The sequence below is a fragment of the Propioniciclava sp. LT432 genome, assembly GCF_059515965.1.
In genome coordinates this window covers 35970-57483 of sequence record NZ_JCAKNE010000027.1, presented here as the reverse complement: position 1 = coordinate 57483, position 21514 = coordinate 35970, and the positions used below count along the sequence as shown (strand labels likewise).

Here is a 21514-nt window from a genome sequence, read left to right as displayed (position 1 = left end):
AATGAAACACAACGGCGTGATTCCGCGCTGGTTCGAGGTGATGCAGGGGAAGGCAGCACTTCAGACCAGGAGAGGGAGCGCCATGACAACGACGAACGGGGTCCTTCAGGTCCTGTCCGCACCGTCGCCGATGTGCCCGCACGTGGAGTGGGCGGTCGGCGGCGTCCTCGGCGTACCTGTTTCCTTCGACTGGCAGCCCCAACCGGCTGAGCGGGCGGCCTATCGCATGGAGTACGTCTGGCGAGGGCCGGTCGGCACCGCCACCCGCCTCGCCAGTGCGCTCAAGCGCTGGCCGCGCATCCGTTTCGAGGTGACCGAGCACGCCACGGCGGAGTCGGAGGGGGAGCGGTACTCGTTCACGCCCTCGCTGGGCATCTTCCACGCCACCATGGGTCTCCACGGCGACGTCCTCGTGCCCGAGGACCGGATCCGGCACGCCCTGGTCACGTCGCGGGGGGATGACCGGGCGCTGCGGTCGGCGCTGGACAACCTCCTGGGCAGCGCATGGGACGCGGAGCTGGACGTCTTCCGCCAGGCCGCCGAGGGGGAGCCGGTGCGCTGGCTCACCGAGGTGGGCTGATCTACGACTTGTTGTCGTGGTAGTTCCAGCAGTCGCCGTGGATTGGTGGTGAGATGAAGTCACACTCGCCAAAGGAGGCACTTGGCCATGGGCCGCGTCATCGTCCTCGGTTCCATCAACGTCGACCTCGAGACCACCGTCGACTCCTACCCGCAACCCGGTGAGAAGGTGGTCGGCCACACCCTGTCCCGGTACGCCGGCGGCAAGGGGGCGAACCAGGCCGCTGCCGCGAGGCGCGCGGGCAGCGAGGTCGTCATGGTGGGGGCCGTCGGCGACGACGACGCGGGTCGTGCCTCGCTCAACCGGTTGTTCGCCCAGGGCATCAAGCTGCAGGTCGAGCGCATCCCGCAGGTGGCGACCGGCCACGCGATCATCCAGTCCGACGGCCGTACCAACTCCATCGTGCTGCTGCCCGGTGCCAACGCCAAGGTGGGCCCGAACCCGCTGCGTCCCATCAAGGGACTCGGCCCTGGTGACCTGCTGCTGACCCAGTTGGAGACACCCGTCGACCGGGTGGCCGATGCGGTCCGGTATGCGAAGAAGTACGGGGCGCGGGTGATGGTGAACCTGGCACCGTGGGCCGACCTGCCGGCCGACGTGATCGAGGCCGCGGACCCGCTGGTGATCCCCGCGGCGGACCTGCCCCGGCTCGAGGCGTCCGGCGCTCGTCCCGCCTCGCTCGTGGTGCTGCGCGGCAAGGAGGGTCTCGACTGGGACGGCGAGCACATCGCCGCCGACCTGGTGCCCGAGGACGAGGTCGTGGATACCGTCGGGGCGACGGACGCGCTCATCGGGACGCTGGCGTCCGCCCTGGTGCAGGGCGCCGACAGGCGAACGGCAGCGCGGGCCGCGCTGGCCGCCGCGGCGGACAATGTCCGCCACGCCGGGGCCCAGCCCGACCCGCGCCTCTGAGGTCTCGCGTCAGTCCGTGATGTTGGCGTTCGTGACCGCGACCGCCACGTTGTGACCACCGAAGCCGAACGAGTTGTTCAGCGCTGCCAGCGGGCCCTCCGGCAGCTCGCGAACCTCGTTGGCGGCCACGTCGATGTCGAGGCCGTCCGCGGGGTCGTGCAGGTTGATCGTCGGCGGCACGCGGCGCTCCTTGAGCGCCAGCACGGTCGCGATGGTCTCCAGCGCGCCCGCGGCGCCCAGCAGGTGACCGGTCATCGACTTGGTGGACGTGACGACCACGTTGTCGGCAGCCGACCCCAGTGCCTTGCGGATCGAGGCCGCCTCCGTCATGTCCCCCTGCGGGGTCGACGTCCCATGGGCGTTGATGTGGATGATGTCCGACGGCTGCAGCTCGGCGTTGCGCAGCGCCTTCACCATGGCCGAGGCCTGGCCGGAGCCGGTGGGCTCGGGCTGGACGATGTCGTGGTTGTCGTCGGAGATGCCGGCGCCGGCGATGGTGCCGTAGATCCTGGCGCCGCGGGCCAGGGCGTGCTCGAGGGACTCCAGCACGAGGACGGCTGACCCCTCCGACAGGACGAAGCCGTCGCGGCCCTTGTCCCACGGGCGGGAGGCGCCGGTCGGGTCGTCGTTGCGCTTGCTGAGGGCCTGCATCTGCGCGAAGGCGCCGATGGGGAGCGGGTGGATCGTGGCCTCGGTGCCGCCGGCCACCACGACGTCGGCGCGGCCCAGGCGGATCTGGTCGACGGCCAGCGAGATGGCCTCGTTGGAGGAGGCGCACGCCGAGACGGGGGCGTGGACCGACGCGGCGGCGTTCACGAGGAGGCCGACGTTCGCGGCGGAGGCGTTCGCCATGAGCATGGGGATCGTGAAGGGCGTGACACGGCGGGGACCGCGGTCCTTGTAGATGTCCCACTGGCCCAGCAGCGTGTGCAGGCCGCCAATGCCGGTGCCGATGGCCACCGAGAGCCGCTCCGGGTCAATGGTGTTGTCCGCTCCGAGGCCGAGACCGGCGTCGAGCCAGGCCTCCTCGGCGGCGATGAGGGCGAGTTGGGCGTTGCGGTCGAGGCGGCGAGCCTTGACGCGGTCGATCTTCTCGGAGGGGTCCTGCTTGACGTACCCGGCGATGCGCACGGGCAGGTCGGCGGCCCACTCCTCGGTGACCTCCACCACACCGGACCGACCGGCGAGCATGGCCTGCCAGGTGCTGGCGAGGTCGCCCCCCAGAGGGCTGGTGGTACCCATGCCGGTGATGACGATTTCCTTCACAGCTGTGTCCTATCGGTGGTGGTGATGGGATGGACGCCCGGGCGCCGGAGGCGGCGGCCCGAGCGTCCGAGGGGATCAGGCGTGCTGCTCGATGTAGGCCACGGCGTCGCCGACGGTCTTGAGGTTCTTGCTCTCCTCATCGGGGATCGTCACGCCGAACTTCTCCTCGCAGCCGACGATGATCTCGACCATCGCGAGGCTGTCGACGTCGAGGTCGTCGACGAAGGACTTGTCGAGCTGGACGTCCTCGACGGGCACGCCGGCGACCTCGTTGACGAGCTCGGCCAGCTGGGCGCGGATCTCTTCGGTGGTGGCCATGTTTCTTCTCCTTGTGGTTGGGTTTCCCACCCGGTCGGGGCGACCGGGAAAATCAGGTGGTCAGGGGATGGTGATGACCTGGCCGGCGTACACCAGCCCGGCCCCGAAGCCGATGATCAGGCAGGTGTCGCCCGACTTGGCCTCGCCGTTGGCGATCATCGTGGACAGCGCGATCGGGATCGATGCCGCCGAGTTGTTGCCGAAGTGGCTGATCGTGCGGCCGACGGTCACGGTCTCGGGCAGCTTGAGGTGGCGCAGCATCGAGTCGGTGATCCGGTTGTTGGCCTGGTGCGGCACGAAGAGGTCGAGCTCGTCGGGGGTGAGGCCGGACGCCTCGAGCGTGCGGCGGGCGGCATCGGCGATGAAGCCGGTCGCCCAACGGAAGACCGCTTGGCCCTGCATCGTGATGTGGCTCTGCTCGCCGGCCTCGACGGCCTCGGGCCAGGGATGGGTCATGTTGATGACGTCGGCCTGGTTGCCGTCCGAACCCCAGATCACGGGACCCATGGTCGGCACGTCGGAGGGGCCGACGACCGCCGCCCCCGCCCCGTCGGCGAACAGGAACGCCGTCGCGCGGTCGTGCACGTCGGTGATGCGCGACAGCGTCTCGGCGCCGATCACGAGCACTCGACGGGCGGCGCCGGTGCGGACGAGCGAGTCGGCCTGGGCGAGCCCGTACGAGAAGCCCGCGCAGGCGGCGGAGATGTCGAACGCGGCGGCGCCGTCGGTGCCGAGCTTGGCGGCCACGATGGCGGCCAGCGACGGGGTCTGGAGGAGGTGCGTGACGGTCGAGATGATGACGGCGTCGATGTCGGTCGCCTCGACGCCGGCGTTGGCCATCGCGTTCTGGGCGGCCGTGATGCTGAGCGATTCGACCGTCTCGTCCTCGCCCGCCCAGCGCCGTTCGACGATGCCGGTGCGCTGCTGGATCCACTCGTCCGAGGTCTCGATGAACGTCGTCATCTCCTCGTTGTCGACGACGCGGGACGGGATGGCTGCGCCGATCCCCTCGATGCGCGAGTACGCGGCGCCGGTGCTGGCCTTGATCGGCATGTCAGTTCTCCTCGGTCGGACGAATGCCGGCGTGGCGGGCGCAGAACGCGCGTGCCTCCTCCAGCTGGTCGGGTGTGTTCAGGTTGAAGAGCTCGACACCGGGCAAGTTGCGCTTGGCGATGCCGGTCAGCGTGCCGGCCGGGGGCAGCTCCAGGATGCCCGTCACGCCCAGGTCCGCCAGGGATTCCATGCACAGGTCCCATCGGACCGGTGAGGTCACCTGCGAGACGAGTCGCTCCAAGTACTCCTCGCCGCTCGCCACAGTGGCACCGTCGCGGTTGGAGAGCAGCCTGGTGTGCGGGTCGCGCGGGGTCATGCCGGAGGACACGGCCTCGACACGAACCCGACCCGGCTCCATGTGCTCGGTGTGGAACGCGCCGGCGACGGCCAGGCCGATGACGCGGGCCTTGGCGGGCGGGTTCTCCTTGAGGGTGTCGATCTGCTCGACCGTCCCTGCAGCGACGATCTGCCCCGGTCCGTTGTTGTTCGCCGCGGTCGCCCCGACGGCCTCGATGGCGGCCAGGACCTCGTCGCGCTCGCCGCGGACGACCGCTGCCATGGTGGTGGGGCGCAGGGCGGACGCCTCGGCCATGCCGTTGGCGCGCTCCCGGACGAAGACCATCGCGTCGCTTGCGGTCAGGACGCCGGCGGCAGCGGCCGCGGTGACCTCTCCCACGCTGTGTCCGGCCAGGACGTCGACCCCGGTGAACGGGAGGCCGCCGGTGAGGGCCTCCCCGGCGAGGAGCCCGGCGGCCACCAGCAGCGGCTGGGCCACGGCCGTGTCCTTGATGGTCTCCGCGTCCGCTTCGGTGCCGTAGTGGACGAGGTCGAGCCCGACGACGTCCGACAGTTCCCGCACGCGGGCGGCGACGTGGGCGTCCTCGAGCCAGGCGGCGAGGAACCCGGGGGTCTGGGCGCCCTGTCCGGGCGCGACGATGGCTAGCACGTGTTCCATCTTGTCGGCGCGGCCGAGTTGGGGCGTCCGATTGCCACACAGTGTTTCGGGAGGGCTTTTGTGGGTTTCCCACAAAGCCCGCCGCAGGGGGGAGGGCGCCTCAGTCGAGCAGCCGCCCCAACGTCCCGGCGAGGCGCAGCACGTACGCGCCCCGCGGATCGTTCGGGGCGTAGCCCGTCAGGTCCTCGATGCGCGCGAGGCGGTAGCGGACCGTGTTGGGGTGGATGAACAAACGCCGCGCCGTCGCCTCGATCGAGGTCCCCGAGGCCCAGTAGGCCTCGAGCGTCACGATGAGGTCGCCGGAGTGCGCCGCGAGCGGCGCGAAGATGTCGTGCGCGAGTTCACGTCGGGCGTGGCCGTCGCCGGCCAGGGCGCGCTCGGGCAGCAGGGCCCGTGCCGACACCGGACGCGGTGCGTCCACCCAGGCGGGGGCCGCACGGCGCCCGGACGTCGCGGCGCGTGCGCTGACCACGGCCTCCACCAAGTCGGTCACGACCGGTCCGACGACCACCGGTCCCTCGCCGAAGGAGTCCACCAACCGCGCCACGTGCCCCAGGGCCTCGTCCTCGGTCTCGAAGTCACCGCCCAGGAGCACCACGAGGCGGGGTCCCTGGGCGGAGGCCAGCACGTCCAGACCGCCCTTGGCCGCGGTCAGGCGCAGCTCGCGCAGGGAGGCGTCCACCCGGGGGAGGTCGCCGATGACGACGCAGAGGCCGGCGGGGGAGTGCCACCCCAGGGTGGAAGCACGGGAGACCACCGACTCGTCGGCGTCGCCGCGGACGACGGCGTCCATGACGAGGGCCTCGAGGCGGGCGTCCCAGGCACCCCGGGTCTCGGCGGCGCGGGCGTACACCTCGGCGGCGTCGAAGGCGATCTCGCGGCTGTACGCCAGGACGGCCATCGTGAGAGCCTGGCGGTCGGAGCGGGGCAGTTCGGTGTTGATCTGCGCCTCGACCGTCTCGACGGTGGTGCGGATGAGGTCCACGGTCTGTTGGAGCGCGAGGCGGGTCGTGAGCGAACGCGGCGCGGCGGCGAAGATGTTGCGCTGTTCGGCCGATGTGCTGGTGCCCGCGAACCAGTTGACGAATCCGTCCACGCCGGCACGGACGACCAGCGTGACGGATGATCGGTTGTCGGCGTCCAGGTCGGAGAACCACGGGTACCGGCGGGTGATCTCGGCCAGCGCCGCCGTGGTCATCCTCGCGGACGTACCCGCGAGCCGTTTGGCCATCGCCGCCCGGCTCCGGGGACCCGGCATCCAGTCGGGTGCTTCCTGGCGCATCAGCACCTCCTGCTCGTCCCCCGACCCTACCGTCGTGGGGTCGGCGTAGGGTGCGGTTCATGCGCGATCCGATCCTCGACCTGCGCGAGATCGCCCGGCTGCTGGACCGCCATGGCGGGCAGGCCCGGCGTGCCCAGGCGTTCCGGAGGGCGGCGGACGCGCTGGCGGCATTGTCGCGGGACGAGCGCGAGCGTGTGGAGGCCACCCGCGCCTGGCTGAGCCTGCCGGGCATCGGGGCCACGTCCGCGAAGGTCATCGCCCAGTCGCAGGCGGGGCGGACGCCCGACTACCTCGCAGAGCTCCAGGCGTCCGACGGGCCGCTCGTCGACGGGCCCAACCCGCTGCTGGCCCACATCAGGGGGGACCTGCACACCCACACCGAGTGGTCGGACGGTTCGAGCCCGCTGGAGGAGATGGCCGTGGAGGCCGTGCGCCTGGGGCGGGAGTGGCTGGCGATCACCGACCACAGCCCGCGGCTGCGCGTGGCCAACGGCCTGTCGACAGAACGCCGGCGGCAGCAGCGCGCGCACATCGTGGCGCTCAACGAGGCGCTCCGTCAGGCCCAGGGAGCCGAGACGTTCCGCGTGCTCGCCGGCGCCGAGGTGGACATCTTGGAGGACGGCTCCCTCGATGGCGAGCCGGAGGCGCTCGACCCGCTCGACGTCGTGGTGGCCAGTGTCCACTCCAAGCTCGCCATGGACGCCGACGCCATGACCGCGCGAATGGTCGCCGCCATCGCGAACCCGCGCACCAACGTGCTGGGGCACTGCACCGGACGCCTGGTGCAGGGGGACCGGGGGGTCCGGAAGCAGAGCACGTTCGACGCCGAGGTCGTCTTCGAGGCCTGCCGCCAGTTCGACGTGGCCGTCGAGATCAACTCGCGGCCGGAGCGTCAGGATCCCCCGGATGACCTCCTCGCGCTGGCGGTTGACATGGGTTGCCTCGTCACCGTCAACACGGACGCCCACGCCCCCGGACAGCTCGGTTTCAGCGAGTACGGGGCCGCCCGCGCCGCCTCCGCCGGGTTGGGGCCCGATCGGATCGTGACCTGCTGGCCGGTCGATCGCGTCCTGGAGTGGACGGCCCGGTGAGGCGAGGAGTGGGGCGGTCCGGCGCGGACAGCTAGGATCGGGCAACGAGTCCCGGCGGAGCAGCGTTTGCCCGCCTGCCTTGACGGTCTGAGAAAGGACACCTTTCGTGACAACTCGCGACAACGCGGGCCCCATCCTGAACGGCCTGCCCACGAACCTGCCGGACATCGACTCCGAGGAGACCGCCGAGTGGCTGGAATCCCTCGACGGACTCATCGATGAGCAGGGTCGCAACCGCGCTCGCTACATCATGCTCAAGCTGCTGGAGCGCTCGCGCGAGCGACACCTCGGCGTCCCGTCGCTGACGGCGACCGACTACGTCAACACGATCCCGGCCGAGGCCGAGCCGTGGTACCCCGGCGACAACGACCTGGAGCGCAAGTTCCGTCGCCTGCTGCGCTGGAACGCCGCCGTGATGGTGCACCGCGCCCAGCGCCCCGGCGTCGGCGTCGGCGGCCACATCTCGACCTTCGCCTCCTCGGCGACGCTCTACGAGGTGGGCTTCAACCACTTCTTCCGTGGCAAGGACCACCCGGGCGGCGGGGACCAGGTCTTCTTCCAGGGCCACGCGAGCCCCGGCCCGTACGCGCGTGCGTTCCTCGAGGGGCGTCTGGACGAGGCCGACCTGGACGGTTTCCGCCAGGAGAAGAGCCACGTCGTCGACGGCCGCGTCCGCGCCCTGCCGTCGTACCCGCACCCCCGCCAGATGCCCGACTTCTGGGAGTTCCCGACCGTGTCGATGGGCCTGGGCCCGATCAACGCCGTCTGGCAGGCGCAGTTCAACAAGTACCTGCACAACCGTGGCATCAAGGACACGTCCCAGCAGCGTGTGTGGGCGTTCCTCGGCGACGGCGAGATGGACGAGGTCGAGAGCCGCGGTGCCCTTCAGTTGGCCGCGTACGAGGAGCTCGACAACCTGACCTTCGTCGTCAACTGCAACCTGCAGCGCCTCGACGGCCCGGTCCGCGGCAACGGCAAGATCATGCAGGAGCTCGAGAGCTTCTTCCGCGGCGCCGGCTGGAACGTCATCAAGGTGGTCTGGGGTCGCGGCTGGGATCCGCTGTTGGCCGCAGACAAGGACGGCGCCCTGGTCAACGTCATGAACGCCACCTCCGACGGTGACTACCAGACGTTCAAGGCCAACGACGGTGCCTACGTTCGCGACCACTTCTTCGCGCGCGACCCGCGCACGGCCAAGATGGTCGAGGGCTGGGAGCCGGAGCGCATCTGGAACCTGACCCGCGGTGGCCACGACTACCAGAAGGTCTATGCCGCCTACGACGCCGCGACGAAGTTCACCGGCGCCCCGACGGTCATCCTCGCCCACACCATCAAGGGCTACTTCCTCGGCCAGCACTTCGCCGGGCGCAACGCGACCCACCAGATGAAGAAGCTGGCCCTCGACGACCTCAAGCAGTTCCGCGACCGGCTCGACATGCCGATCACGGACGCCCAGCTCGAGGCCGACCCGTACCAGCCGCCGTACGTCCGCCCGGGCGCCTCCGACGAACGCATCGCGTACGCGCTCGAGCGTCGACGCGCCCTGGGGGGTCCCGTGCCGCATCGCCGCAACAACCCCAAGCCCCTCAAGCTGCCGGACGCCAAGGCGTACGACTCGGTGAAGAAGGGGTCGGGTCGTCAGGAGGTCGCCACGACCATGGCCTGGGTCCGCCTGCTGAAGGACCTGCTGCGCGACAAGGAGTTCGGCGCGCACGTCGTGCCGATCATCCCGGACGAGGCCCGCACGTTCGGCATGGACTCGCTGTTCCCGACCATCAAGATCTACAACCCACACGGCCAGAACTACACGCCGGTGGACCACGACCTGATGCTGTCCTACCGCGAGGCCAAGGACGGCCAGATCATCCACACCGGCATCAACGAGGCCGGGTCGATGGCGTCCTTCACCGCGGTCGGGTCGTCCTACGCCACGCACGGCATCCACATGGTGCCGATCTACATCTTCTACTCGATGTTCGGCTTCCAGCGCACCGGCGACGCCATCTGGGCGGCGGCGGACCAGCTGTCCCGCGGCTTCATGATCGGCGCGACCGCGGGCCGCACGACGCTGACCGGTGAGGGCACCCAGCACATGGACGGTCACAGCCCGCTGCTGGCCTCGACCAACCCGGCCGTGGTCCACTACGACCCGGCGTACAGCTACGAGATCGCCCACATCATGCAGGACGGCCTCGAGCGGATGTACGGCGACAACCCTGAGGACATCATCTACTACCTGACGGTCTACAACGAGCCGCTCGTGCAGCCGGCCGAGCCGGAGGGCGTGGACGTCGAGGGCATCAAGAAGGGCATGTACCTGCTCGCCAAGGGCAGCTGGGAAGGTGTCAACAGCGACGCCCGCCAGGTCCAGTTGCTCGCGTCGGGCGTCGGTGTGCCGTGGGCGCTCGAGGCGCAGCAGCTCCTGCACGACGACTGGGGCATCGTGGCGGACGTCTGGTCGGTCACGTCCTGGACCGAGTTGCGTCGCGAGGCCATGCGCATCGACGAGGCGAAGTTCCTGCGGCCGAACGAGGAGCAGGCCGAGCCGTGGATCGTCCAGAAGCTCAAGGACACGGTCGGGCCCGTCGTCGCCACCTCGGACTACATGAAGGCGGTCCAGGACCAGATCGCCCAGTGGGTGCCCGGTGACTTCGCCTCGCTCGGTGCGGACGGCTTCGGCTTCTCCGACACGCGCGCGGCCGCCCGCCGGTTCTTCCACATCGACGGTCCGTCGATGGTCGTGAAGGCCCTGCAGATGCTCGCCGCCCGCGGCGAGGTCGACCCGGCGTGGCCCGGCCAGGCCGCCGAGAAGTACCGCCTGCTCGACGTCACCGCCGGCACGTCCGGCAACGCCGGCGGCGAGTCCTGATCGCTTCTGGTACTCCCGGAGGCTCCAGCACACGAAGCGCGCGGGGGACCACGATTCACGTGGTACCTCGCGCGCTTCGCCGTCGTCTGGCACGCTAGAGCCAGTCATTTCGTCGATGAGGGGGTGTCCTACGTTGGGCAGCATGCCGGTGCCCGGTAAGCAGGGTGGTGTCACAGCAGCGGCCATGGGCCTGGAGCCCGGTCAGGTCGTCCAGGAGCTGGGTTGGGACACCGATGTGGACGAGGTCGTCCGCGACGACATCATGGACGCGATCGACGCGGATCTGGTCGAGGATCCCCTCGAGGCGGTGGACGCGGTGCTGCTGTGGTGGCGCGAGGAGGACGGTGATGTGGGCGATGGCCTCGTCGACGCCCTGCGCGACCTCTCGGGCACCGGCCACATCTGGCTGATGACTCCGAAGATCGGTCGGGACGGGTACGTCGACCCGGCCGACATCGCGGAGGGCACCGCCACGGCGGGACTCGTCCTCGCCAGTCCCGCCTCGGTCTCCAAGGAGTGGCAGGCCCAGCGGATCGTCCGCCCCCGCGCCGGCAAGCGCTGACACCGGGCGCACCGGAGGGGTCCCGCGTCGCGGGACCCCTCGGTCATGTGTACGAGCAGCAGGTGGTGGTGCATGGTGGGCCTCCTCGGCGCTCATTGGCTCAGCGGCGACTCGGGCGACAGCACGCCGGAGTTATACCCCCGGGGGTATGGCCGCTATGATGTACCGGTGCCTGAAACCTCCAAGCGCTCTTTCGTCGCGCTCATTCTCTCCAACATCCTCGGCGGGGTGGGTGTGGCGTCCGGCATCGCCGTCGGGTCGCTGCTCGTGGTCAGCCTCAGCTCGACCGCCTTCGCCGGCATCGGCCAGGCGCTCAGCGTGCTCGGGGCCGGCATCCTCGCGGTGCCCCTGGCCACACTCGCGGCTCGCCGCGGCCGCCGGCACGCCCTGACGCTGGGCTACGCCGTCGCCCTGATCGGCGCGGCCGTCGTCATCGCCGGGGCGGCACTCGGGTCGCTCCCGGTCCTGTTCCTGGGCCTGTTGGCCTTCGGTGCGGCACAGGCCACCAACCTGCAGACCCGCTACGCGGCGTCCGAGTTGGCGGGGCCCGAACGTCGCGGCACCTGGATGTCGATCGTCATGTGGGCCACCACCATCGGATCGGTCACCGGCCCCAACCTCAGCGCCGCAGGCGGCGCACTGGGCGGCTCGCTGGGCCTGCCGCGACTGGCGGGTCCCTACCTGTTCTCCCTGACGGGGTTCCTGCTGGCCGGCGCGTCGATCCTCGTCCTGTTCGCCCGGCGTTCGCCCCGGGTGTCCGCGGCCGCTCGCCCGGCCTCGACCATCTCGGCGCTGCAGGCATTGCGTTGGGCGGCCGCCCATCCTGTCGCCCGCTTCGCCGTCGCGCTGATCGTCATCGCGCACGCGGTCATGGTGGGCATCATGTCCATGACCCCGGTGCACCTCGGCCAAGCCGGGCACGGCTTGGGTGTGATCGGTCTGGTGATCAGCCTGCACATCCTCGGGATGTACGCCCTGAGCCCGGTGTTCGGCGCGCTCGCGGACCGGATCGGCCCGATGCGCGTGGCCCTCGGCGGGCTCATCGGCCTCGGGGTCGCCGCCGGGTTGGCCTTCGTGGCGCCCGGGTCCCTTCCCGCGGTCCTCGTGGCGCTGGTCCTCCTGGGGCTGGGCTGGTCGGCGTCCGTCATCTCGGCCTCGGTCCTGCTGGCCGGAGTCGACTCGGGTGAGGTGCGCGTCCCCCTGCAGGGTGCCACCGACGCGCTGATGAACTACGGGGGAGCGGCCGCGGCGTTGCTGGCCGGTGTGCTCCTCGCGGCCTTCGGCTACGGCGGGCTCGCGCTGGGGGCCGGGTTGCTCGTCGTGCCGGCGGCGGTCCTCGGCTGGATCGCCCGGACGACGCGCCGCACGGCGGGGGACCTCGACCCGGTCCACTGACGCCGTCTGGTGATCCACTGAGGCGCGGCAGCCGCCGAGCCTGTCACAATGGCCCCTGCACCGGGCGCATAGCTCAGTTGGTAGAGCCCTTCCCTTACAAGGAAGTTGTCGGGGGTTCGAGTCCCTCTGCGCCCACCGGACGCCACGGGCACCGTCGGCGCGGCCCGGCGGATCGGGAGAGGACGCCGCAGGCGGTAGAGTGGCTCCTCGTGGCAGCCATTGACATTCACTCGGAGATCGCCGACCTCGACCGCGCCCTGAGCAGCATCGAGGCCGTCGTCGACCCGGACGCCAAGCGCGCCGAGATCGCCACCCTCCAGCAGGAGGTCGCCGCGCCGGACCTGTGGGACGACCAGGAGAACGCGCAGCGGGTCACGTCGCGACTCTCGCGCCTTCAGTCCGAGGTGGAGCGCCTCGAGAAGCTGCGCGGTCGCCTCGACGACCTTCCGCTGATGTTCGAGCTGGCCGCCGAGGAGGACGACGAGGCCTCCCGCGCGGAGTCCGAGCGCGAGTTGGGGGTGTTGAAGGACGAGATTGCCGCACTCGAGATCCGCACCCTGCTGTCGGGCGAGTACGACGAGCGGGACGCCGTCGTCACGATCCGCTCGGGCGCCGGCGGTGTCGACGCGGCGGACTTCGCCGAGATGTTGCTGCGCATGTACCTGCGGTGGGCCGAGCGACACGGCTACTCCACGAAGGTCCTGGACACCAGCTACGCCGAGGAGGCGGGCCTGAAGTCGGTCACCTTCGAGGTGAGCGCACCGTTCGCCTACGGCACGCTGTCGGTCGAGGGCGGTACGCACCGCCTCGTCCGCATCAGCCCCTTCGACAACCAGGGACGTCGCCAGACGTCGTTCGCCGCGGTCGAGGTCATCCCGCTCATCGAGCCGACCGACCACATCGATGTGCCCGAGTCCGACATCCGCGTCGACGTGTTCCGCTCGTCGGGCCCCGGCGGCCAGTCGGTCAACACGACCGACTCCGCCGTCCGCATCACCCACCTGCCCACGGGCCTTGTCGTGTCCATGCAGGACGAGAAGAGCCAGATCCAGAACCGGGCCGCGGCCATGCGGGTCCTGCAGTCGCGCCTCATGCTGCTGAAGAAGCAGGAGGAGGACGCGAAGAAGAAGGAGCTCGCCGGCGACATCAAGGCGTCGTGGGGCGACCAGATGCGCTCCTACGTCCTGAACCCGTACCAGATGGTCAAGGACCTGCGCACCAACCATGAGGTCGGCAACCCCGATGCCGTCTTCGACGGCGACATCGACGGGTTCATCGATGCCGGCATCCGGTGGCGCATGCAGCAGGAGACCGACCCCCACGCGTGAGGCGGCGTGGTGCCGTCGCCACGGCGTCCGGGTCGCCTACGCTGAACCAAGGTCGGCCTGAGAACTCTCAGGGAACTTCCCATTGTCGAACCCGGCCGGGACCCACCTGTGATCACCTTCTCCGACGTCAGCAAGTCATATCCGGGGCAGAAGTCGCCCGCGTTGAGTTCCGTGTCGGCGACGATCGAGGACGGCGAGTTCGTCTTTCTGGTCGGCCCGTCCGGTTCCGGCAAGTCCACCTTCCTGCGGCTGGTGCTGCGCGAGATCCGCGCCACGTCCGGCCAGGTCGTCGTCAATGGACGTGACGTGGGCCGGATGGCCCGCTGGCGCATCCCCAGGCTCCGGCGCGGCATCGGCACCGTCTTCCAGGACTTCCGACTGCTGCCGGGCAAGACCGTCCACGAGAACGTCGCCTTCGCCCTCCAGGTCATCGGACGCCCCGGCCGCGAGATCCGCCGTGCCGTCCCGGAGACCCTGGAGCTCGTGGGCCTGGCCGACAAGGCCGACCGGCTGCCCGAGGAGCTGTCCGGGGGCGAGCAACAGCGGGCAGCGTTGGCCCGGGCCGTCGTGAACAGGCCCAGGATCCTCCTGGCCGACGAGCCGACCGGAAACCTGGACCCGACCACGTCGGTCGGCATCATGAAATTGATGGACGAGATCAACCGTTCCGGCACGACCGTCCTGATGGCCACCCACGACGCGACCATGGTCGACCAGATGCGCCGGCGCGTGATCGAGCTCAGCAACGGCGAGCTCATCCGCGACCAGGCGCAGGGCGTCTACGGCTACCAGTGATCGGGGAGGAGGAACCACCATGCGCCATGCACTGACCGAACTCGTCTCGGGACTCCGCCGCAACGCGAGCATGAACGTCGCCGTGCTCGTCACGATGTGGGTCTCGCTGACCCTCTTCGGACTCGGCGTGCTCGTCACCCAGCAGGTCGACCTCATCAAGGGCCGCTGGTACGACCGCATCGAGCTCAACATCTTCCTGTGCACGCCCGCCACCCAGGGCCAGAACTGCACGCCCGGGCAGGGCACGACGGACGCCCAACGCGACGGCATCCGCGCCGCGCTCGGGAGCAACCCCGAGGTGGCCGAGGTGTACTACCAGGGCCAGGAGGAAGTCTTCGCCGAATTCCAGCAGACCTATGCGGGTTCCCCCGTCCTGGCCTCGATGAAGGCTGAGGACATGCAGGATCTGTTCAGAATCAAGCTGGTGAATCCTGAGGAATATCAGAAGGTCGTCGCCGAGGCGAGCATGATGCCGGGCGTCCAGAATGTCCAGGACCTGCGCCAATTCCTGGATCCCCTGTTCGAGTGGCTCAACTGGGGGCGGTGGCTGGCCATCGGAGCCTCCGGGTTGTTGCTGCTGGCCGCGGCCCTGCAGATCGCCAACACGATCCGAATGGCCGTCTTCACCCGTCGGCGGGAGATCGGCATCATGCGGCTGGTCGGCGCCTCCAACGCCTACATCATGCTGCCGTTCCTCATGGAGAGCCTGCTCGTCGCACTGGGCGGAGCCGCCCTGGCGTGCGGCACCTTGGCGGCGATCCAACAGTTCGCGATCGTGGAAAAGGCTAAACCTGCCCTTCAGGGATTCACGTGGATCGGCTGGGAGCACGTCGGAATTGCGATGGTTTGGCTTGTGGCGGTGGCCATCGCCCTCTCTATGATCCCCACGTTGGTCGCGACGCGTCGGTTCCTGAGGGTGTAGCCCTCCTCCCGACGCTCGCCCAGGCGATCGTTGGGAGATCTTGTGATTCACGTCCACGGAGACAAGCGCCGCCCCCAGGGGCCGGTGGTGCGTCGAGTGGCGGCCGCGTTCGCGGCTGCGACCCTCTCGGTTGCGCTGGTCGCGCCGATCGCCGGCGCCGACACGCTGTCCGACCTGAGGAGCGGACTGCAGGACACGCAGGCGAAGCGAAATGAAGCGCGCGGTAGCGTCGAGGAATCACAGCAGAACTTGAATTCAGCCACCCAGGTGCTCCTTGATTCACAAAATGAACTCGCACAAGCGCAGGCCGCTCTGGCCGACATTTCCGTCGAATTGCAGAATGCACGCGAGAATGACGCGCGAATCGCGCAGGAATTGGCTGACGCCCGTGCTGAATTGGAGGCCGCCAAGGAGCGCGTGGCGAAGGCCGAGCAGGAGGTCGCCGACCAGGTCGCCCTCATCGGGCAGGCCGCCCGCGAGTCCTTCCAGCAGCAGACCGACCTGCAGGGGCTGAGCGTCCTCCTCGGTTCCGAGACCCCGGCCGAGATGAGCCAGCGGCTGCAGTGGAACATCACCGTCTTCGACACCCAGGCCGCCGAGAAGGCGCGCTTGGATGCGGTCCGCGACGAGCTCGAGGCCGCTCGGCGGGCGCAGGCCGAGGTCGAGGCCCGCGTCGCCGCCGAGAAGGCGGAGTCCGAGCGCTCCGTCGCTAGGATCGCCGAGCTCGAGCGCAGGGCCCAGGTGCAGCGCGCCACCGTCGCCCGCCTCGTGGCGGCGAACGAGGCCGCCCGGGCCGCCGCGCAATCGCAGCTGGCCGCAGAGGAGGCGAGCTACCAGTCCCTCCAGGCCGACGAACAGCGGCTCCAGGCCCAGATCAAGGCGGAGATCCAACGGATCCGCGCCGAGGAGGAGGCCCGTCGGAAGGCGGAGGAGGAGGCCCGCCGCAGGGCCGCCGAGGAGGCGGCGCGCAAGGCCGCCGAAGCCCGGCGCCTGCAGCAGGAGGCGGAGGCCGCCGAACGCCGGCGCGCCGCCGACGCCGCGGCCAAGCAGCGGGCGGCCGATCAGGCGGCACGTGAGGCGCAGCAGGCCCAGCAGCTCTCGGCCGCTCCATCGAAGAGCCGGGAATCGTCCCCCGCCGGGCCAAGGCTGTCCTCCCACGGCTTCATGCGCCCCGTGGACGCGAACTACGGGTCAGCTTTCGGTCTGCGGTTCCACCCCATCCTCAAGTACTGGCGTCCGCACAACGGGGTGGACCTGGGGGCACGCACGGGCACGCCGATCTACGCCGCACAGGCGGGCAAGGTCATGCAGGCGGGGCCGAACGGTGGCTTCGGCAACTTCGTGCTCCTCGGGCACGGTGACCTCATCGACGGCAAGTACGTCACGACGGGCTATGCGCACCAGTCACGCATCGTCGTGCGGGTCGGCCAGAGGGTGGAGCGGGGCCAGCTCATCGGCTACGTCGGGAACACGGGCCTGTCCACGACTCCCCACCTGCACTTCGAGTTGCGGCTGGACGGTGTGCCGGTCAACCCGGTCCGCTACGTCCCCTGATCATCGCCACCTGCCCGAGTGCCGCCCCGCGATATGCTGGGCGGCACTCGTGCACCAGGAAGGAGTCGCTGCCCATGCCGCGACCCGAGGGACGCATCCTCGTCGCCCAGAACAAGAAGGCCCGCCACGACTACCACATCGGTGACCGTGTCGAGGCCGGTCTGGTGCTGCTCGGCACCGAGGTGAAGTCGCTGCGCGCCGGCCGTGCGTCGCTCACCGACGGGTTCGCCACGATCGACGACGGGGAAGTGTGGCTGCGCGGGGTGAACATCCCCGAGTACAAGTTCGGCACCCACCACCACGGACCGCTGCGCACCCGCAAGCTGCTCCTGAACCGGCGCGAGATCACGAAGCTCGAGAAGGAGGTCGCCAACTCCGGTCGCACGCTGGTGCCGCTGTCGATCTACTTCAGCGATGGGTACGCGAAGGTCGAGATCGCGGTGGCGACCGGCAAGAAGGACTGGGACAAGCGCCAGACCATCGCCGAGCGGGACGCGAACCGAGAGGCCCAGCGTGCGCTGGCGACCCGCAACAAGCGACGTCGTTGACATGCGCGGCACCCTGCGCCGGAGCTTGGCCGCCCTGGCGGCCCTGCTCCTCGCGCTGGCCTGGGTGGCGGGGGTCGCGACCCCGGCCCACGCGGCAGGTGACACCTATGACCGCTTCGACGCCGTGTACCGGGTGACGCCCGAGGGCGTCCTCAAGGTCACCGAGACCGTCGTCCTCCGCTTCGGCTCCAACTCGGGACGTCACGGGTATGAGCGGTACCTCGTCACCCGCGAGCCGTTCGACGACGAGCAGGACATGGTCTACGAGATCACCAACATCACGGTCAGCAGCCCCAGCAACGTGTCGACCGCGACGCAGGTCTCCAGCTACTCCACCACAGACCGTGAAGCCGCCATCCGCATCCGCATCGGGGATGCCAACCGCACGATCCAGTCGCCCACGGCGACCTACGTCATCTCCTACGACGTCCGGGGCGCGCTGCGGACGCCCGATGCCACGAAGCTCCCGGAGCTCTACTGGGACGTCACGGGGTCGACGATGGGCGCCATCCGCTCCTCGACGGTCACGGTGACGGTGCCCGGGGAGGTCCAGCGGGCCACCTGCTTCGTGGGCCCACCGCGGTCCACCACCGAGTGCACACGCGCGGCGGTGGCCGGCGACCAGGTGACCTTCACCAACGCGGACGGCATTCCGGCCGGCAGCCTCCTGACGATCGGCGTCCAGATGGACCCGGCTGCGGTGACCAACGCCACCCCGATCCGTGTCGAGCGCGGCGACGCGGCCCAGATGCGAAGCACCCGCGTCATGCAGGGTGCCGGAGCGCTCGCCGCGGTCGGCATTCCCGTCCTGGGGTTGCTCTACTACCGCCGCCGCGGGCACGACGAGCGGTACGCCGGCGTCCCGCCCGGCACGGTTCCGCTGGCGGGGGAGCCCAGCAGGGTCGTCCGCAACGACCCCACCATCCCGGTTCCGGTCGCCTTCGCGCCGCCGAAACTCCCCCTGACGTACGCCGGCTTTCTGGCGGATGGCCGCTACCGGACGGAGCACTTGACGGCGACGCTGGTGGGGCTCGCCACGCACGGGGCCATCACCCTTGCGTCCCAGGGCAGCCCCCGGGCCGAGCTCCGCGATCCTCGCAAGGCGCTGGATGACCCCAGCGTCCTGCTGCTGGGCGAGCTCTTCCAGGGCGGCCAGCAGACCGTCCGGCTCGACCGGGCGGGTCAGTTGGCGGACGCCTCGGACACCCTCGAGCGTGACGCCCGCTCGGTCGCCCTGGGCAACCAGTGGTTCCGGCAGGTCGCCCGCGGCCGCAGGAGCGGGTCAACCCTGGGCTTCCTGTGGGTGGTCATGTTCGCGGTGTTCTTCTTCGACGTGCGCCTGCTCGCCGGGATGGGCTGGTTCCTGGTGCCGGCCACGATCGCCCTGGCGATCACGCTGATCGTGGTGAAGACCAAGATGGCGCGAGGCCAGCGCACCGCGTTGGGCCGGGCCTGGACGGACCAGGTCGAGGGCTTCCGCACCTACATCGCCACAGCCGAGGCGGACCAGCTCAGGTTCGAGGAGGGGGAGGACATCTTCACCAAGTACCTGCCCTGGGCCGTGCTGTTCGGCCTGGCGGATCGCTGGGTGAGGGTGTGTGAGGAGGCGATCGCGCTGGGCCGCATCGCGCGGCCCGACGCGTCCTGGTACGGCGCCTCCGTCTTCGACGGCAACCTGCTGTTGTGGCAGTTGAACGCGCTGAACCATGCGATCCCGACGTCCACGGCGCCGTCGGTGGCCTCACATGGGCCCAGTTTCAGCAACGACATCGGATTCGGTGGGGGCGGCTCTGCCTTCGGTGGGGGCGGCGGCTTCTCCGGCGGCGGGGGCGGCGGCGGGGGCGGCGGGTCCTGGTAGGGCGCGGGCCCCGGCCCGGATGGCGGGCCGCACACCCGGGAATGCCACGGTGTCTGAGTGGGCATCCCGCTCACGGCCGCGGCATCCCAAGGTGTGGCGCTCCCAGGAGCGAGGGACAGGGAATCAGCGAACGCCGACGAGGTCGCAGACGAACACCAAGGTCTCGTTGGGCTTGATCACGCCGCCGGCGCCGCGGGCCCCGTAGCCCAGGTGCGGCGGAATCGTGATGCGACGGCGTCCGCCCACCTTCATCCCGGCGATGCCGGTGTCCCAGCCCCGGATGACCTGGCCCGCGCCGAGGCCGAACACCAGCGGTTCGCCACGGTCGTAGCTGTTGTCGAACTCGTCGCCGGTCGACCAGGCGACACCGGAGTAGTGCACGGCCACCTGCTTGCCGGGTACGGCCTCGGGGCCGGTGCCGACCTCGAGGTCGTCGAGCACGAGCTCGGTCGGGGCGTCGCTGTCGGGGATCTCAATGATGGGCTTGTCCATGGGCTCCAGCGTACGGGGACGGCGGGGGACGATCCGGGGAACGCCCGATGGCTGGCGCCGTCCCGGGGCGCACAATGGGGACATGATCAACCACCACTCGCTGGACCTGAGGGTCGGCGACGCCGATCGCGCACGCGCTGAGGCACAACTGCAGGATGCCTACTCCACGGGGCGCCTCAACGAGTTCGAACTCGACCAGCGACTGGGGATGGTGATGTCGGCGCGGACCCGCCGTGAGTTGGACGCCGGCACCGCCGGCCTCCCCGTGCGCACGGCCCCCGCTCCGGGGCTCGCCCGCGGGCCGCAGGCCACGATCCTGGGCGGCTTGGCGCACCTGTCGTCGCTGTTCACGTGGATCTTCGGGCCCTTGGTCGCGTACGCCCTGGCGACGCCCGGGACGCCCGCGCGGCGGGAGGCGGCCAAGGCCTTCAACTTCCAGCTCGTCGCCGGCGTCGCCTGCCTGGTGACGGCGATCGTGGGCGCGTTCCTCCTGCCCGAGGCGGTCCTCGGTCCCATCATGGCGCTGGGCTGGGTCGGATGGATGGTCCTCACCATCATGAGCGGCGCGCGTGTCCTGTCCGGGCAGCCGTTCAGCAATCCGGTGATGCGCGTCATCCGGCTGGAAGCTTTGCGCACCGATGGGCGTTGACATGGCATGAGGCGTGCGCATCGCGTATGCTGAGATGCTCCCGGTCCTTCCGGGAGGTACAACTCAACAGGGGGTGACTGGTTTCGACTTGGGACGGTAGTCCCAGGAGAAGCGGGCCGAGGAGCCAGCGACATCTCGTAAACGAACGCTGGAAACCAACAACTGCCGAAAACACTCGCGCAGACTTCGCTCTCGCTGCCTGATCAGTGATCGAAGGGTCAGCCCGGGTTAGCCTTCGACCCGGATCCTGGCCTCATCCAGAAGGCTTGCTGGTCGTCTGACGCCGTGGCGGACGATCGGGACTCAACCAGGGCTGGGCCTGTCCGTGACGTGCCGATGACGAGCACGGGGGCCGAGTAGAACGACACCGTCGGCTGCGCCCGGAGAAGACCTGGTTCGCCTCTCGAGGACGCGGGTTCGACTCCCGCCACCTCCACCCTTTTCGACCGCCGCGGCCCCGGCTCGAATGAGCCGGGACCGCGGCGTTTCTATGCCATGATGCAGAAGTGGACGCCGACTTCGTAGCCGCACCGTTGCAGCCAGGCACGCTGCTCGTCGCCGGTGTCGAGCTGACCGACGGTGTCTTCGACGGATCCGTCGTCCTGTTGCTCGACGTCGACGGTTCGGGCGCGCTCGGGGTGGTGCTGAACTCCTACACCGGTGTGGATCTCGCCAGCGTGCTGCCCGGCTGGGAGGGCTTGACCAGTTGGCCCCATCGCCTCTTCGACGGCGGGCCCGTCTCCCAGGAGGGGGCGATCTGCCTCGCCACGCCGGCCCACCCGACCGAGGAACCGCCGGGGTGGCGGCGCCTCTTCGACCGTGTGGGGCTGCTCCACCTGGAGACACCCATCGAACTGGCGGCGGGTGCGTACAGCGACCTGCGGATCTTCGCGGGCTACGCGGGCTGGGCCCCCGGTCAACTGCACGGGGAGGTCGCGCAGGGAATGTGGCACCCGGTGCCGGCCCGTCACGCGGACGTCTTCGACCCCGATCCGGAGACGTTGTGGCGGCGCGTGTTGGCTCGACAGGGCGGGGAACTAGGCTGGTTGTCAACATGGACGCCCACGCCGGAACTGAACTGAGGG

At 69.9% G+C, this 21514-nt stretch carries 20 protein-coding genes, 1 tRNA gene and 1 other RNA gene; 16 read left to right on the top strand and 6 right to left on the bottom strand.

Annotation, left to right across the window (positions count from 1 at the left end):
• Window positions 1–82 precede the first annotated feature (82 nt).
• Together AC5YDV_RS15280 and AC5YDV_RS15275 are read left to right on the top strand one after the other, a co-directional pair.
• Window positions 83–580 carry a DUF3145 domain-containing protein gene (locus AC5YDV_RS15280; RefSeq protein ID WP_496184332.1) on the top strand — a complete coding sequence of 166 codons (498 nt, stop codon included), beginning with the start codon at window positions 83–85 and terminating at the stop codon, window positions 578–580.
• An 87-nt stretch (window positions 581–667) separates the two neighbouring features.
• The gene (locus AC5YDV_RS15275; RefSeq protein WP_496184331.1) at window positions 668–1492 is read left to right on the top strand and encodes a PfkB family carbohydrate kinase; all 825 of its coding nucleotides are present in this window, start codon (window positions 668–670) and stop codon (window positions 1490–1492) included.
• A 9-nt stretch (window positions 1493–1501) separates the two neighbouring features.
• Here the strand turns inward: AC5YDV_RS15275 and fabF are convergent, their stop codons facing one another.
• The 5 genes from fabF to AC5YDV_RS15250 all read right to left on the bottom strand — a co-directional run bounded on the left by fabF (window position 1502) and on the right by AC5YDV_RS15250 (window position 6315).
• Complete coding sequence (gene fabF, locus AC5YDV_RS15270) at window positions 1502–2758, bottom strand: beta-ketoacyl-ACP synthase II (RefSeq protein ID WP_496184330.1); 1257 nt, start codon at window positions 2756–2758, stop codon at window positions 1502–1504.
• Window positions 2759–2833: 75 nt separating this feature from the next.
• Window positions 2834–3076 carry an acyl carrier protein gene (locus AC5YDV_RS15265; protein WP_182818293.1) on the bottom strand — a complete coding sequence of 81 codons (243 nt, stop codon included), beginning with the start codon at window positions 3074–3076 and terminating at the stop codon, window positions 2834–2836.
• A gap of 60 nt (window positions 3077–3136) precedes the next feature.
• Window positions 3137–4129, bottom strand: coding sequence for a beta-ketoacyl-ACP synthase III (locus AC5YDV_RS15260; protein ID WP_496184329.1), 993 nt, complete (start codon window positions 4127–4129; stop codon window positions 3137–3139).
• Window position 4130: 1 nt separating this feature from the next.
• Window positions 4131–5075 carry an ACP S-malonyltransferase gene (locus tag AC5YDV_RS15255; RefSeq protein WP_496184328.1) on the bottom strand — a complete coding sequence of 315 codons (945 nt, stop codon included), beginning with the start codon at window positions 5073–5075 and terminating at the stop codon, window positions 4131–4133.
• 109 nt (window positions 5076–5184) lie between these two features.
• Window positions 5185–6315 carry a PucR family transcriptional regulator gene (locus AC5YDV_RS15250; RefSeq protein WP_496184345.1) on the bottom strand — a complete coding sequence of 377 codons (1131 nt, stop codon included), beginning with the start codon at window positions 6313–6315 and terminating at the stop codon, window positions 5185–5187.
• Between the two features lie 110 nt (window positions 6316–6425).
• On the opposite strand from AC5YDV_RS15250, the gene AC5YDV_RS15245 reads away from it, so the two are divergent.
• The 11 genes from AC5YDV_RS15245 to AC5YDV_RS15195 all read left to right on the top strand — a co-directional run bounded on the left by AC5YDV_RS15245 (window position 6426) and on the right by AC5YDV_RS15195 (window position 19288).
• Window positions 6426–7457 carry a PHP domain-containing protein gene (locus tag AC5YDV_RS15245; protein WP_496184327.1) on the top strand — a complete coding sequence of 344 codons (1032 nt, stop codon included), beginning with the start codon at window positions 6426–6428 and terminating at the stop codon, window positions 7455–7457.
• Between the two features lie 106 nt (window positions 7458–7563).
• On the top strand, window positions 7564–10326 hold the full coding sequence (aceE, locus tag AC5YDV_RS15240) for a pyruvate dehydrogenase (acetyl-transferring), homodimeric type (RefSeq protein ID WP_496184326.1): 2763 nt from the start codon (window positions 7564–7566) through the stop codon (window positions 10324–10326).
• Between the two features lie 142 nt (window positions 10327–10468).
• Window positions 10469–10888 (top strand): DUF3052 domain-containing protein, encoded by a 420-nt coding sequence (locus AC5YDV_RS15235; protein WP_496184325.1) that lies wholly within the window; start codon window positions 10469–10471, stop codon window positions 10886–10888.
• Window positions 10889–11056: 168 nt separating this feature from the next.
• The gene (locus AC5YDV_RS15230; protein WP_496184324.1) at window positions 11057–12283 is read left to right on the top strand and encodes an MFS transporter; all 1227 of its coding nucleotides are present in this window, start codon (window positions 11057–11059) and stop codon (window positions 12281–12283) included.
• Between the two features lie 62 nt (window positions 12284–12345).
• Window positions 12346–12418: transfer RNA gene (locus AC5YDV_RS15225), tRNA-Val, on the top strand.
• 74 nt (window positions 12419–12492) lie between these two features.
• A complete protein-coding gene (prfB, locus tag AC5YDV_RS15220) occupies window positions 12493–13611 on the top strand; it encodes a peptide chain release factor 2 (protein WP_496184323.1) in 1119 nt (372 codons plus the stop codon).
• Between the two features lie 108 nt (window positions 13612–13719).
• Window positions 13720–14406, top strand: a complete 687-nt coding sequence (gene ftsE / locus AC5YDV_RS15215) for a cell division ATP-binding protein FtsE (RefSeq protein ID WP_496184322.1) — start codon at window positions 13720–13722, stop codon at window positions 14404–14406.
• A gap of 19 nt (window positions 14407–14425) precedes the next feature.
• A complete protein-coding gene (gene ftsX, locus AC5YDV_RS15210; RefSeq protein ID WP_496184321.1) occupies window positions 14426–15328 on the top strand; it encodes a permease-like cell division protein FtsX in 903 nt (300 codons plus the stop codon).
• 87 nt (window positions 15329–15415) lie between these two features.
• Window positions 15416–16882 (top strand): peptidoglycan DD-metalloendopeptidase family protein, encoded by a 1467-nt coding sequence (locus AC5YDV_RS15205; protein ID WP_496184320.1) that lies wholly within the window; start codon window positions 15416–15418, stop codon window positions 16880–16882.
• A 74-nt stretch (window positions 16883–16956) separates the two neighbouring features.
• Window positions 16957–17430: an SsrA-binding protein SmpB gene (gene smpB / locus AC5YDV_RS15200; protein WP_496184319.1), complete on the top strand. Its 474-nt coding sequence runs from the start codon at window positions 16957–16959 to the stop codon at window positions 17428–17430.
• A 1-nt stretch (window position 17431) separates the two neighbouring features.
• Window positions 17432–19288, top strand: a complete 1857-nt coding sequence (locus AC5YDV_RS15195) for a DUF2207 domain-containing protein (protein ID WP_496184318.1) — start codon at window positions 17432–17434, stop codon at window positions 19286–19288.
• Between the two features lie 123 nt (window positions 19289–19411).
• On the opposite strand, the gene AC5YDV_RS15190 is transcribed toward AC5YDV_RS15195, so the two are convergent.
• Entirely contained in the window at window positions 19412–19780 is a 369-nt protein-coding gene (locus tag AC5YDV_RS15190; protein WP_496184317.1) for an FKBP-type peptidyl-prolyl cis-trans isomerase, read from the bottom strand.
• Window positions 19781–19862: 82 nt separating this feature from the next.
• Between AC5YDV_RS15190 and AC5YDV_RS15185 the strand changes: the two genes are divergently transcribed.
• The 3 genes from AC5YDV_RS15185 (at window position 19863) to AC5YDV_RS15175 (ending at window position 21511) form a co-directional block, all read left to right on the top strand.
• Window positions 19863–20429, top strand: coding sequence for a DUF1707 domain-containing protein (locus AC5YDV_RS15185; protein WP_496184316.1), 567 nt, complete (start codon window positions 19863–19865; stop codon window positions 20427–20429).
• Window positions 20430–20498: 69 nt separating this feature from the next.
• Window positions 20499–20868: a transfer-messenger RNA gene (ssrA, locus tag AC5YDV_RS15180) on the top strand.
• Between the two features lie 67 nt (window positions 20869–20935).
• Entirely contained in the window at window positions 20936–21511 is a 576-nt protein-coding gene (locus tag AC5YDV_RS15175) for a YqgE/AlgH family protein (protein WP_496184315.1), read from the top strand.
• Window positions 21512–21514: the final 3 nt, after the last annotated feature.